We start from the raw sequence: 13,034 nt of genomic DNA, 5'->3' as shown, positions 1-13,034 counted from the left end.
AGCCCACCCTGCCTGGCTCCCGAGCCTTCCTTGGAACCCCGGCAACAGCTAACAGGGACATAGCCATTGCATCCGAGGCCTCAACGCAACGGCGCGAGGAAGGTGCTCTGGGTGCTCACGCGGCTCTGCGAATCGGCCTGATCGCTTACCTCGAAGCGCAGGGTTTGCGGGCCGGCCGCGTTGTGCGATGCCGTCAGCGCGACGCTCACCGGCAGGTCGCGAATCTCCCCCGGCGCCAGCTTCAGTGTGCTCGGGCCATGCAGTTCGAAGTCGCCGGCCTGGGCCAGCGAGATGGCGTAGCTGCGTGGCTGCTGGGTCTTGTTGATGATCTTCAGGCTGTAGATATTCTCGATCTGGCCCAGGGCGTTCTCACGGAACAGGCCACGGTCGCGGGTCACGTCCAGGGAGATCAGTGGCCGCTCGGCCAGCGCCCAGACGAAGGCGCCGATCATCACCGCCAGCATCGCCGCGTAGCCGATCAGGCGCGGGCGCAGCCAGTGGGTCTTGCCGCCGGCCAGCTCATTCTCGGAGCTGTAGCGCACCAGGCCGCGGGCATAGCCGAGCTTGTCCATCACGCTGTCGCAGGCGTCGATGCAGGCGCCGCAGCCGATGCATTCCAGCTGCAGGCCGTCGCGGATGTCGATGCCGGTGGGGCAGACCTGTACGCACATCGTGCAGTCGATACAGTCGCCCAGGCCCTCGGCCTTGTAGTCGGCGTCCTTGCGACGCGGGCCACGGTTCTCGCCACGGGCGGCGTCGTAGGAGATGACCAGCGTATCGCTGTCGAACATCACGCTCTGGAAGCGCGAGTAGGGGCACATGTCGCGGCATACCTTCTCGCGCAGCCAGCCAGCGTTGATGTAGGTGGCGGCAGTGAAGAACAGCACCCAGAACGCCGTGGTGGCGCCGACTTCGAGGGTCGCCAGGTCGAGCGTCAACTGGCGTACCGGCGTGAAGTAGCCGACGAAGGCCATCGCCGTGACCACGCTCACCACCAGCCACAGGCCGTGCTTGGCACTGCGCCGAGCCAGTTTCTGCAGCGACCAGGGCGCGGCATCGAGTTTGATGCGCTGGCCACGGTCGCCCTCGGTGATCTGCTCGACGCGCATGAAGACCCAGGTCCATACGCTCTGCGGGCAGGCGTAGCCGCACCAGACGCGGCCGGCCAGCACGGTGATGAAGAACAGGCCGAAGGCAGCGATGATCAGGATGGCCGAGAGCAGGATGAAATCCTGCGGCCAGAAGGTCGCGCCGAAGATATGGAACTGGCGGTTATCCAGGTCCCAGAGCACGGCCTGGCGGCCGTTCCAGTCGATCCAGGCGGTACCGAAGAACAGCAGGAACAGCAGGCCGGCGCCGAGCAGGCGCAGGTTGCGAAAGCGCCCGGTGAAGCTGCGCGTGTGGATCGGGCCACCGGCCTGGGCCGGTGTCAGGCGAATCGGTTTGGCGGGGTCGATGCTCTCGACGGCCCGCACGGGGATCAGATCGGTCATGTCGTGCCCTCATCAGGCGTTTATCAGGCTGGCGCCATGATCCGAGTGGAACTGTTCGCAAAACAGACTCAGGTTTTCGATAAAAAAGCGGATCAGATGATCGAGTGGTGCTCCGGGTAAAACCGCTGACCGGCCGCCGAACCGCGTCACTTCTGGCGCCAGGAGCCTCAATGTCGAGCGATGCAGAGACCACCCTGCGACATCGCGCCGCGCCAATACGTGCTCTGCGCCGGCCACTCTCGTCTCGATCTGATCCGGTTTTTTAAGGCTTTTCTGGCGCTGTTTTCGGTACGCGCCCGGCAGGCATAGTCGACGCCCCGTGATCAGGAGGCCTGCCGGCATGTACCAATACGACGATTATGACCGCGCGCTGGTGCGCGAGCGCGTCGCCCAGTTCCGCGACCAGGTACAGCGGCGCCTGGCCGACGAGCTGAGCGAGGAGGAGTTCCTGCCGCTGCGCCTGCAGAACGGCCTGTACCTGCAGAAGCATGCCTACATGCTGCGTGTGGCGATCCCTTACGGCACGTTGTCGGCCAGGCAGATGCGCGCGCTGGCGCATATCGCCCGCGAGTACGACCGGGGCTACGGGCACTTCACCACGCGGCAGAACATCCAGTTCAACTGGGTCGAGCTGGAGCGCGTGCCGGACATCCTCGACTGGCTGGCCGAGCACGACATGCATGCCATCCAGACCTCCGGCAACTGCGTGCGCAACATCACCACCGAAGCCTTCGCTGGCGTCGCCGCCGACGAGTACCTCGACCCACGCCCGCTGGCCGAGATCCTTCGGCAGTGGTCGACGATCAATCCGGAATTTCTGTTCCTGCCGCGCAAGTTCAAGATCGCCCTGTGCGCGGCCGAACAGGACCGCGCAGCGGTGCAGGTGCATGACATCGGCCTGCAGCTCTATCGCGATGTGGCCAACGAACTGCGCCTGCGTGTGCTGGTCGGTGGTGGCCTGGGACGCACGCCGATCATCGCCCAGACTCTGCGCGAGGGCCTGCACTGGCAGGACTGCCTGTCCTACGTCGAGGCCATTTTGCGCGTGTACAACCGCCACGGCCGGCGCGACAACAAGTACAAGGCGCGCATCAAGATCCTGGTCAAGGCCCTCGGCATCGACGCCTTCGCCGCCGAGGTGGAGCGCGAGTGGCAGCCGATCAAGGATGGCCCGGCGCGCCTCACCGATGACGAGTACCAGCGCGTCGCCGCCTCCTTCCACAAACCGGCCTACGTGCCGCAGGACGCCCTCGACCTCGACTTCGGCACGCACCTGGCGCGCGACGAGGCCTTCGCCCGCTGGGTGTCGCGCAACGTCATGGCGCATCAGGTGCCTGGCTACCTCAGCGTGGTGCTGTCGACCAAGCCAGGCATCAGTGCACCGCCCGGTGACGTCAGCGCCGAGCAGATGGACGCGCTGGCTGACTGGAGCGAGCGCTACGGCTTCGGCGAGATTCGCGTCGCTCACGAACAGAACCTGGTGCTGCCCGACGTGCGCAAGAGCGATCTCCATGCGCTCTGGAGCGAGGCGCAGGCGGCGGGGCTGGGCACGGCCAACGCCGGCCTGCTTACCGACATCATTGCCTGTCCCGGTGGCGACTTCTGCTCGCTGGCCAACGCCAAGTCGATCCCCATTGCCCAGGCCATCCAGCAGCGTTTCGACGACCTCGATTACCTGCATGACCTCGGCGATATCAGCCTGAACATCTCCGGCTGCATGAACGCCTGCGGCCATCACCATATCGGCAATATCGGCATCCTCGGCGTCGATAAGAACGGCAGCGAGTGGTACCAACTCACCCTAGGCGGCAGCCAGGGCCAGCAGGCGGCGCTGGGCAAGGTGATCGGCCCGTCGTTCGCCGCCGAACAGGTGCCCGAGGTGATCGAGCGCATCGTGCGTACCTACGTCGATTACCGAGAGGTGAACGAGGGCTTTCTCGACACCGTCCAGCGCATCGGCCTGGAGCCATTCAAGGAGCGCGTGTACAGCCGCGAGGAGGTGGCATGAACAACCTGATTCGCCTGGTCGAGGGCCAGGCCTGCATCGTCAGTGATGATCCCTGGCAACTCGATGCTGAAGGGGACGCGCCGCTGATCCTGCCGCTGGCAGCCTGGCGCGAGCGGCAGCCTGCTGCGGTGCTGGAGGGTAGGGTGGTTAGCGCCGACGGCCTGCTGTTGCAGGTGGATGACGAGCCGGAGGCGCTGCAGCCGTTTCTCGCCAGCCTGCCGCTGATCGCGATCGACTTCCCCAGCTTTCGCGATGGCCGTGGCTACAGCCAGGCCTACCTGCTACGTACCCGACTGGGTTGGCGCGGTGAGTTGCGCGCGGTGGGCGATGTACTGCGCGACCAACTGGCGCACATGCGCCAGTGCGGCTTCGATGCCTTCGCCGTACGCGCCGACAAATCGCTGGAGGATGCACTCAAGGGCCTGCAAGGGCTCAGTGTGTTGTATGGTCGCTCGGTTATCGAGCCGCGTCCGCTGTTTCGTCGGGGGCGCCATAAGGAGGAGTCGAGATCATGATGGTGCGTGGCCTGTTCTGGCTGGTATTGCTGCAGTTGTTCGGCGTAGCTCTCAATCACTGGCTGTTGCCGATGCTGCCAGCGTCGATCATCGGCCTGCTGCTGCTCTCGGTCTGGCTGATGTGGCGCGGCGCCGTGCCTGAGCCGCTGCAGCAGGCCGCAGGTGGTTTACTGCCTTACCTGCCGCTGCTGCTGGCCGTTCCAGCCTCGGGGATCATGACCAGCAGTGACCTGCTGCTCGGTGAACTGCCGGTGATCGCCACGGCGCTGGTGCTGTCGCTGCTGGTGACCGTACCGTTCTGCGGTTGGCTGTTGCAGACGCTGATCCGCCGTCAGGAGCGCAAGGGATGACGCTGCTGACTCATCATCCGCTGTTCGCCATCGCCCTCACGCTGGCGGCGTTTCTGATCGCCGCCTGGCTCTATCGCCGCAGCGGCTGGCTGGTGCTGCAGCCGGTGCTGGTATCGGTGACGCTGATCGTCGCCACCTTGCTGCTCTGTGGGGTGGATTACGCCACCTACCGCGCCGGCGCCGAGCCCGTGGCCTGGCTGCTGGGGCCGGCCACCGTTGCCCTGGCAGTGCCGCTGCAGCACAACATCAAGCGCATCCGCCAACTGTTCTGGCCGGTGATGATCACCCTCACGGCCGGTGGTGCTCTGTCGGTGGCGCTGACCCTGGCCATCGGCTGGGCGCTGGGCGCCGACTGGAGCGTGGTGATGAGCCTGGCGCCGAAGTTCGTGACCATGCCGATTGCCATGCCGGTGGCCGAGCAGATTGGCGGTGTCGCTTCGCTGGCGGCGGTGATGGTCATGCTTACCGGCGTGATCGGCACGGCCATGGGGCCGTTGCTGCTGCGCTGGGCCGGGGTGGATCACCCGGCGGCCCGTGGCCTTAGCTACGGTATCAATGCCCATGCCATCGGCACCGCGCATGCCTTGCAGGAAGGCGAGGAGTGCGGCGCTTTCGCCGCCCTGGCGATGAGCCTGCTGGGGATCGGCACCGCCTTGCTATTGCCACTGCTGTTGGCCTGATTCGGGCGGGATTCCGCCATTTCCAGGGGGCTACTCCCGTGGAACTGGCGAGTTCCCGCCAGCCTGGAATCTGCTGTGTGGCAGAAAGCCGCATCGGGGCTGCTGAATCCTTTCAGCGGCACGCATATTGCTCCAGTCCGCGGCGCGATCGGAATATGCCCGCCAAGAGGCCTGGAAACACCCTTCCTCCCGCCGCGCCGCAGATCTGCGGCTATCGCCCATGTGCGGCCCAAACGGCCGCTGCCCGAAACCTTGCCTGCACGGCTGTTGTCGTCGTGCGATGAACTGGACTGTCCCATGAAAAAAATCCTGCTGACGCTGCTTTGTCTCAGCGTGATCGGTTGCTCCAAGCCCCGCGAGCCCGAGAAAACCGTCGACGTGCTGCTGATCGGCGCTGGCGTGATGAGCGCCACCCTCGGCACCTACCTCCACGAGCTGCAGCCGGACTGGAGCATCGAAATCTACGAGCGCCTCGACAAGGTAGCCGCCGAAAGCTCCAACGGCTGGAACAACGCCGGCACCGGCCACTCGGCGTTCTGCGAGCTGAATTACACCCCGGAAACCGCCGACGGTGGCATCGACATCAGCAAGGCCATCGCCATCAACGAGTCGTTCGAGATCTCCAAGCAGTTCTGGGCCACCCAGGTCGAACGCGAGGTGCTGAGCAAGCCCAAGAGCTTCATCAACATCACTCCGCACATGAGCTTCGTCTGGGGTGACGACAACGTCGAATACCTGCGCAAGCGCCATGCTGCGCTGCAGCACAGCAACCTGTTCCGTGGCATGGAGTTCACCGAGGACCAGGCGCAGATCGCGCAGTGGGTGCCGCTGGTCATGCAAGGTCGTGATCCGCAGCAGAAGGTCGCTGCCACGCGCATGGCCATTGGGACCGACGTCAACTTCGGCGAAATCACCCGTCAGCTGATCGACTCGCTGATCGGCAAGGAGCAGGCCAGCCTGCACCTGGAGCACGAAGTTCGCGACCTGCAGCGCAACGATGACGGCACCTGGCGCGTGACCGTGGCCGACCTGGCCAAGGACGGCGCCGAGCAGAGCATCAACGCGCGCTTCGTCTTCATTGGCGCCGGTGGTGGCGCGCTCAAGCTGCTGCAGAAGTCCGGCATCGAAGAAGCCGAGGGCTACGCGGGCTTCCCGGTCGGCGGCCAGTTCCTGATGACGCGTAACCAGGACATCGTGGCTCAGCACCTGGCCAAGGTTTACGGCAAGGCTTCGGTCGGCTCGCCGCCCATGTCCGTGCCGCACCTGGACACCCGTGTGATCGACGGCGAGAACGTGTTGCTTTTCGGCCCGTTCGCCACCTTCTCCACCAAGTTCCTCAAGAACGGCTCGCTGCTCGACATGTTCAGCAGCATGACCACCGACAACTTCATGCCGATGGTCAATGCCGGCATGGACAACTGGTCGTTGAGCACCTACCTGATGGGTCAACTGATGCTTAGCCAGGAAGACCGCATGGCCTCGCTGCGCGAGTACTTCCCACAGGCGCAGGATGCCGATTGGGAACTGATCAATGCTGGCCAGCGCGTGCAGATCATCAAGAAGGATGCCGAGAAGGGTGGCGTGCTGCAGTTCGGCACCGAAGTGGTGACCTCTGCCGATGGCAGCATCAGCGCATTGCTGGGCGCCTCGCCGGGTGCGTCCACTGCTGCGCCGATCATGCTGCACCTGATCGAGAAGGCGTTCGCCGACAAGGTCGCCACCCCTGAGTGGCAGGAGCGCCTGAAGGGCATCATCCCGTCCTACGGGCAGAAGCTGAACGATGACCTGGCGCTGACCAACCGCATTCGCCAGTGGAGCAGCGAGCGTCTCGAGCTGCAGCACATCGAAGTGGCTCCGGACGTGGAAATGGCCGCTGAGCCCGAGCCGGCAGCCGTGACGCTGTAAGGCAATCACGTTGCACCAGAACCCGCCCTGCGTCCTGCGCTCGGCGGGTTTTTTCTGGTTTTTCGCAGGCTGGTGAGAGTCCGCAGACAATAAAAAACCCAGCGGTTAGGCTGGGTTCTTGAATTTGGCTCCGCGACCTGGACTCGACAGCGCAGCTGAACGCGCTTTAGCGCGGCCCCGGAGGGGTGAGCGAAGCGAATAACCTGGGACATGGTCCCTGGTGAGAGTCCGCAGGCAATAAAAAACCCAGCGGTTAGGCTGGGTTCTTGAATTTGGCTCCGCGACCTGGACTCGACAGCGCAGCTGAACGCGCTTCAGCGCGGCCCCGGAGGGGTGAGCGAAGCGAATAACCTGGGACATGGTCCCTGGTGAGAGTCCGCAGGCAATAAAAAACCCAGCGGTTAGGCTGGGTTCTTGAATTTGGCTCCGCGACCTGGACTCGAACCAGGGACCCAATGATTAACAGTCATTTGCTCTACCGACTGAGCTATCGCGGAACAACGGCGCGTATGTTACTGATTAAAAAAGAGAAGTCAACACTTTGCCGCGATATCTATGTGGTCAGAATTCGGGGTGTTCAGCGGTGGTGTCGTGGGAGGGGCTTTAGCCGCGACAGCAGTTGGCCCGCGACAGATCTCGGCTGAAGCCGTTCCTGCAGGTGTATGGCTTTGGTGCATGCAAAAACGCCGGCTCATGGGCCGGCGTTCTTGTTTATCGCAGAGACTTACAGCGCGGCGTGGATCGCGCGGGTGACGCTGTCCAGGTTGCCTTTGTTCAGCGCGGCGACGCAGATGCGGCCGGTGCCGACGGCGTAGATGCCGAACTCTTCCTTCAGGCGCTCTACCTGCTCCACGGTGAGGCCGGAGTAGGAGAACATGCCGCGCTGTTCGGCGACGAAGCCGAAATCGCGCTTGGCGCCCAGTGAGGCCAGTTGCTCGACCATGGCAAGGCGCATGCTGCGAATGCGGTCACGCATTTCGCCCAGCTCGGCTTCCCACATGGCGCGCAGCTCGGGGCTGTTGAGTACGCTGGCGACCACGGTGGCACCGTGGGTCGGCGGGTTGGAGTAGTTGGTGCGGATCACGCGCTTGAGCTGCGACAGGACGCGAGTCGACTCTTCACGGCTGCTGGTGACCAGCGACAGGGCGCCGACACGCTCGCCGTACAGCGAGAACGACTTGGAGAAGGAGCTGGAGACGAAGAACTCCAGGCCCGACTCGGCGAACAGGCGTACGGCTTCGGCGTCCTGCTCGATGCCGTCACCAAAGCCTTGGTAGGCGATATCGAGGAAGGGCACATGCTCGCGCTCGCGCAGCACGTCCAGCACGGCCTTCCAGTCTTCCAGCTGCAGATCGACGCCGGTCGGGTTGTGGCAGCAGGCGTGCAGTACGACGATGGAGCGGGCCGGCAGGTTGCGCAGGTCTTCGAGCATGCCGCCACGGTTTACGCCGTTGCTGAACGGATCGTAGTAGCGGTAGTTCTGCACCGGGAAGCCGGCGGACTCGAACAGGGCACGGTGGTTTTCCCAGCTCGGGTCGCTGATGGCCACGGTGGCGTCCGGCAGCAGGCGCTTGAGGAAGTCGGCGCCGATTTTCAGTGCGCCAGTACCGCCCAGGGCCTGGGTGGTGATCACACGGCCGGCTTCGATCAGCGCGGCGCCCTTGCCGAACAGCAGTTCTTGCACGGCCTTGTCATAGGCGGCGATACCTTCGATCGGCAGGTAGCCACGCGGCGCGTGGGCCTCGATACGCGCTTTTTCGGCTTCTGCGACGGCGCGCAGCAGCGGAATTCGCCCCTCCTCGTTGTAGTAGACGCCCACGCCAAGGTTGACCTTGGTGGTGCGGGTGTCGGCGTTGAATGCTTCGTTGAGGCCCAGGATGGGATCGCGCGGAGCCATTTCGACGGCAGAGAAGAGACTCATGATGGGTGCGGCAACTCGAGTGAGGGGTGGGTGGCCAGGCGTCCCCGACAAAAGCGCTAGGGGGCGCGTAAACGGGGCGTTAGTATAACGGCCCTGAATCCAGGGGGCGACAGCGCAAAGCCCTGAATTAAGGCCTTTTGCCAGGTAATTTGACTCTACCTGGAACTATCGCTGAATCGCCCCGCAATTCATGGCTTTTGACGCAGTCCGAGAGGATGCGTCACAGCCATTTGTCGAGGTGCTGCATGTCCGAGTTTCAGTTGGTGACCCGCTTCAAACCTGCCGGCGATCAGCCCGAGGCGATCCGGCAGATGGTCGAGGGGCTGGAGGCCGGTTTGTCGCACCAGACCCTGCTGGGCGTGACCGGCTCGGGCAAGACCTTCTCCATCGCCAACGTGATCGCTCAAGTGCAGCGCCCGACGCTGGTTCTGGCGCCGAACAAGACCCTGGCGGCGCAGCTCTATGGCGAGTTCAAGGCGTTCTTCCCGAACAACGCGGTGGAGTACTTCGTCTCCTACTACGACTACTACCAGCCGGAAGCCTATGTGCCGTCGTCGGACACCTTCATCGAGAAGGATGCCTCGATCAACGATCACATCGAGCAGATGCGCCTGTCGGCGACCAAGGCACTGATCGAGCGCAAGGACGTCATCGTGGTCTGCACCGTGTCATCTATCTATGGCCTGGGCAGCCCCGAGGAGTACCTGAAAATGGTGCTGCACCTCGACCGTGGCGACAAGATGGATCAGCGCGCGCTGCTGCGGCGCCTGGCCGAGCTGCAGTACACGCGCAACGATATGGATTTCGCTCGTGCCACCTTCCGCGTGCGTGGCGATGTGATCGATGTCTTCCCGGCGGAGTCGGATCTCGAAGCCATTCGCGTCGAGCTGTTCGATGACGAAGTGGAGAGCATCAGTGCCTTCGACCCGTTGACCGGGGAGGTGATCCAGAAGCTGCCGCGCTTCACCTTCTACCCCAAGAGCCACTACGTCACGCCGCGTGAAACGCTGCTGGAGGCGGTTGAGCACATCAAGGTCGAGCTGCAGCAGCGCCTGGAGTACCTTCGTGGGGCGAACAAGCTGGTGGAGGCGCAGCGCCTGGAGCAGCGCACGCGCTTCGATCTGGAGATGATTCTCGAGCTGGGATACTGCAACGGTATCGAGAACTACTCGCGTTATCTGTCGGGCCGCCCATCCGGCGCGCCGCCACCCACTCTTTATGACTATCTGCCGGACGAGGCGCTGCTGGTGATCGACGAATCCCACGTCTCGGTGCCGCAGGTCGGCGCGATGTACAAGGGCGACCGCTCGCGCAAGGAAACACTGGTGGAGTACGGTTTTCGTCTGCCTTCTGCGCTGGATAACCGACCGATGCGTTTCGAGGAATGGGAGGCGGCCAGCCCGCAGACCATTTTCGTTTCCGCCACGCCTGGGCCATACGAGGGCGAGCATGCCGGGCGAGTGGTGGAGCAGTTGGTGCGACCGACGGGCCTGGTCGACCCGCAGATCGAGGTGCGTCCGGCGCGCACTCAGGTCGATGATCTGCTTTCGGAGATTCGTTTGCGCGTGGCGGCGGGGGACCGCGTATTGGTCACGACCCTGACCAAGCGTATGGCCGAGGATTTGACCGATTACCTGGGGGATCATGACGTCAAGGTGCGCTACCTGCATTCGGACATCGATACCGTCGAGCGGGTGGAGATCATTCGCGATCTGCGCCTCGGCGCCTTCGATGTGCTGGTGGGCATCAACCTGCTGCGCGAGGGCCTGGACATGCCCGAGGTGTCGCTGGTGGCGATTCTCGATGCGGACAAGGAAGGCTTCCTGCGTAGTGAGCGTTCGCTGATCCAGACCATCGGTCGCGCGGCGCGTAACCTCAACGGCCGGGCGATTCTCTACGCCGACAACATGACCGGATCGATGCAGCGCGCCATCGGCGAGACCGAACGGCGCCGTGCCAAGCAGATCGCCTTCAACGAAGCCAATGGCATCGTGCCCAAGGGCGTGCAGAAGGACGTCAAGGACATCCTCGAAGGTGCCGTGGTGCCAGGTTCGCGCAGCAACAAGCGCAAGGGCATGGCCAAGGCGGCGGAGGAGAGCGCGCGTTACGAGAACGAGCTGCGCTCGCCGAGCGAGATCACCAAGCGTATTCGTCAGCTGGAAGAGAAGATGTACGCCCTGGCGCGCGACCTGGAGTTCGAGGCCGCAGCGCAGTTGCGTGACGAGATTCAGAAGCTGAGGGATCGGTTGTTGCAGGTTTGATGTTGTCGCGTGGCGCGGGGTTGCCGTGTAGGAGCCCCGCCCCGGGGCGAAGCTTTTGGCTCTGCGGTGTTCTCTCGATTCGCCGCGTGGCGCAGCTCCGTCAGGGGGGGGTGGCTGTGGAATGTGTGTAGGAGCGGCTTCAGCCGCGAAATGCCCCGCCTAGAAGACCGCCGCAAACTGTAGGAGCGGCTTCAGCCGCGACAAACCATCGCCGCTAAAGCGCCTCCCACAAAGGTTGATACCGCAGACCGCGTAGCCCGGATGCAATCCGGGGCCAGCAGCCCGGGCTCCCCGGATTACATCCGGACTACGGTCCTGTTCGAGCCCCGCCCCGGCGCGAAGCTTTTGGCTTTGCGGTGTTCTTTCGATTCGCCGCGGGGCGCGGCTCCTACAGAGTAGGTTCAATGCGCCGCGCTACCGCCTGCCATGTTCTGCGGCAGCTTTCGCGTCAGCAGGATTGCCAGCATGCTCACGCCCAGGGCGATGCCGATGAAGTGGAAGGCGTCGTTGTAGGCCATGATGACCGCTTGTTCGTGCACGATCTGGCTGAGTTTGGCCAGGGCGGCCTGTTCGCTGCCCAGCGTCTGCGTCAGCAGGTGCAGGCGTTCTTCGACCTGCGGGTTGGTCGGCACGATGGATTCGCGCAGGTAGTCGAAATAGACCTTGGCGCGAGCATCCAGCAGGGTGGCCAGCAGGGCGATGCCGATGGCGCCGCCGAGGTTGCGCAGGATGTTGAACAGGCTGGAGGCCGAGCCGGCGTCCTGCGGCAGGATGTAGGCGGTGGCGATCAGCGACACGGTGACCATCACCAGCGGCTGGCCCAGGGCGCGGATGATCTGGATGTGCTGAAACTGTTCGCCGGCGAAGTCCAGGTTGAGCACGCCAGAGAAGAAACTCGCCGCGCCGAACAGGGCAAAACCCAGGGCGCACAGCCATTTCGGCGAGATGATCTTCATCAGCTTGGGCACCAGCGGAATCAGAAATAGCTGCGGCACGCCCATCCACATGATCACTTCGCCGATCTGCATGGCGTTGTAGCCCTGGATCTGCGCCAGGTACAGCGGCAGCACGTAGATCGAGCCGTAGAGACCGACGCCGAGCCCAAGGCTGGAAATGCTGGCCAGACCGAAGTTGCGTTCGCGCAGTACGCCGAGGTTGATCAGCGGGTGGGGCCGCGAGATCTGCAGGAGCACGAACAGGATCAGGCTGACCAGCGCGATGCTGCCGAGCCCCGCGATCAGTTGCGACTCCAGCCAGTCCTTGCGATGACCTTCCTCGAGGAACACCTGCAGGCAGCCCAGGCCCAGGCCCAGGGTGACGATGCCGGCGTAGTCGGTGGTTTTCAGCAGGTCCCAGTGCGGCGCCTTCTTTTCCAGGCCATAGAGCAGGCCGGCAATCATGATCAGGCCGGGCGGCACGTTGATGTAGAAGATGTATTCCCAGCCCCAGTTCTCGGTCAGCCAGCCGCCCAGCGTTGGGCCGATGGAGGGGGCGAAGGTGGCGGTGATGGCGAACAGGGCCATACCCTTGGCGCGGTGGTGCTCGGGCAGTTTGATCAGCGTCAGGGTGAACGCCAGCGGGATCAGCGCGCCGCCGGTGAAGCCCTGCAGTGCGCGGAACAGAATCATGCTCTCCAGGCTCCAGGCCAGGGAGCAGAGCAAGGATGCGATCAGAAAGCCCACCGATACCCACACCGCCAGGCGCCGCGCCGAGAGCAGCTGCACCAGCCAGGCGGTGAGCGGGATCATGATGATCTCGGCCACCAGGTAGGAGGTGGAGATCCACGAGCCTTCTTCCAGCGTCGCGGACAGCGCGCCCTGGATGTCCTTGAGCGAGGAGTTGGTGATCTGGATGTCCAGCACCGCCATGAAGGCGCCGAGCATGGCACTCATCACGGCGAT

Annotated in this window: 10 protein-coding genes and 1 tRNA gene; 6 read left to right on the top strand and 5 right to left on the bottom strand. The window is 63.9% G+C overall.

What is annotated here, in order from left to right:
- Positions 1-80: 80 nt before the first annotated feature.
- Both ccoG and INS93_RS12055 read right to left on the bottom strand, forming a co-directional pair.
- The gene (gene ccoG, locus INS93_RS12060) at positions 81-1,493 is read right to left on the bottom strand and encodes a cytochrome c oxidase accessory protein CcoG (protein ID WP_192982181.1); all 1,413 of its coding nucleotides are present in this window, start codon (positions 1,491-1,493) and stop codon (positions 81-83) included.
- Between the two features lie 12 nt (positions 1,494-1,505).
- A complete protein-coding gene (locus tag INS93_RS12055; protein WP_192982178.1) occupies positions 1,506-1,835 on the bottom strand; it encodes a hypothetical protein in 330 nt (109 codons plus the stop codon).
- Between INS93_RS12055 and INS93_RS12050 the strand changes: the two genes are divergently transcribed.
- The 5 genes from INS93_RS12050 to INS93_RS12030 all read left to right on the top strand — a co-directional run bounded on the left by INS93_RS12050 (position 1,834) and on the right by INS93_RS12030 (position 6,951).
- A complete protein-coding gene (locus INS93_RS12050; protein ID WP_192982176.1) occupies positions 1,834-3,501 on the top strand; it encodes a nitrite/sulfite reductase in 1,668 nt (555 codons plus the stop codon). The genes INS93_RS12055 and INS93_RS12050 overlap by 2 nt on opposite strands.
- Positions 3,498-4,016, top strand: a complete 519-nt coding sequence (locus INS93_RS12045; RefSeq protein WP_192982173.1) for a DUF934 domain-containing protein — start codon at positions 3,498-3,500, stop codon at positions 4,014-4,016. The genes INS93_RS12050 and INS93_RS12045 overlap by 4 nt, the downstream gene beginning before the upstream one ends.
- Positions 4,013-4,366, top strand: a complete 354-nt coding sequence (locus INS93_RS12040) for a CidA/LrgA family protein (RefSeq protein ID WP_017674822.1) — start codon at positions 4,013-4,015, stop codon at positions 4,364-4,366. Before INS93_RS12045 ends, INS93_RS12040 begins: the two co-directional genes overlap by 4 nt.
- Positions 4,363-5,046 (top strand): LrgB family protein, encoded by a 684-nt coding sequence (locus INS93_RS12035; protein WP_160016681.1) that lies wholly within the window; start codon positions 4,363-4,365, stop codon positions 5,044-5,046. The genes INS93_RS12040 and INS93_RS12035 overlap by 4 nt, the downstream gene beginning before the upstream one ends.
- Before the next feature lie 297 nt (positions 5,047-5,343).
- Positions 5,344-6,951: a malate:quinone oxidoreductase gene (locus INS93_RS12030; protein ID WP_192982170.1), complete on the top strand. Its 1,608-nt coding sequence runs from the start codon at positions 5,344-5,346 to the stop codon at positions 6,949-6,951.
- 421 nt (positions 6,952-7,372) lie between these two features.
- On the opposite strand, the gene INS93_RS12025 is transcribed toward INS93_RS12030, so the two are convergent.
- Together INS93_RS12025 and INS93_RS12020 are read right to left on the bottom strand one after the other, a co-directional pair.
- Positions 7,373-7,448 (bottom strand) — tRNA-Asn (locus INS93_RS12025).
- Positions 7,449-7,675: 227 nt separating this feature from the next.
- Entirely contained in the window at positions 7,676-8,872 is a 1,197-nt protein-coding gene (locus INS93_RS12020) for an amino acid aminotransferase (protein WP_192982167.1), read from the bottom strand.
- 245 nt (positions 8,873-9,117) lie between these two features.
- Here INS93_RS12020 and uvrB point away from each other — a divergent pair, with 245 nt between their 5' ends.
- Complete coding sequence (gene uvrB / locus INS93_RS12015; RefSeq protein WP_160016679.1) at positions 9,118-11,133, top strand: excinuclease ABC subunit UvrB; 2,016 nt, start codon at positions 9,118-9,120, stop codon at positions 11,131-11,133.
- A 401-nt stretch (positions 11,134-11,534) separates the two neighbouring features.
- On the opposite strand, the gene INS93_RS12010 is transcribed toward uvrB, so the two are convergent.
- Positions 11,535-13,028 (bottom strand): MDR family MFS transporter, encoded by a 1,494-nt coding sequence (locus tag INS93_RS12010; protein ID WP_192982420.1) that lies wholly within the window; start codon positions 13,026-13,028, stop codon positions 11,535-11,537.
- Between the last annotated feature and the right edge of the window lie 6 nt (positions 13,029-13,034).

This window comes from Pseudomonas sp. EggHat1 (assembly GCF_014892995.1).
GTDB classification, from domain to species: domain Bacteria; phylum Pseudomonadota; class Gammaproteobacteria; order Pseudomonadales; family Pseudomonadaceae; genus Aquipseudomonas; species Aquipseudomonas chaetocerotis.
The sequence above is the reverse complement of the archived record's forward strand: the minus strand, read 5'-3'. Positions and strand labels throughout refer to the sequence as shown.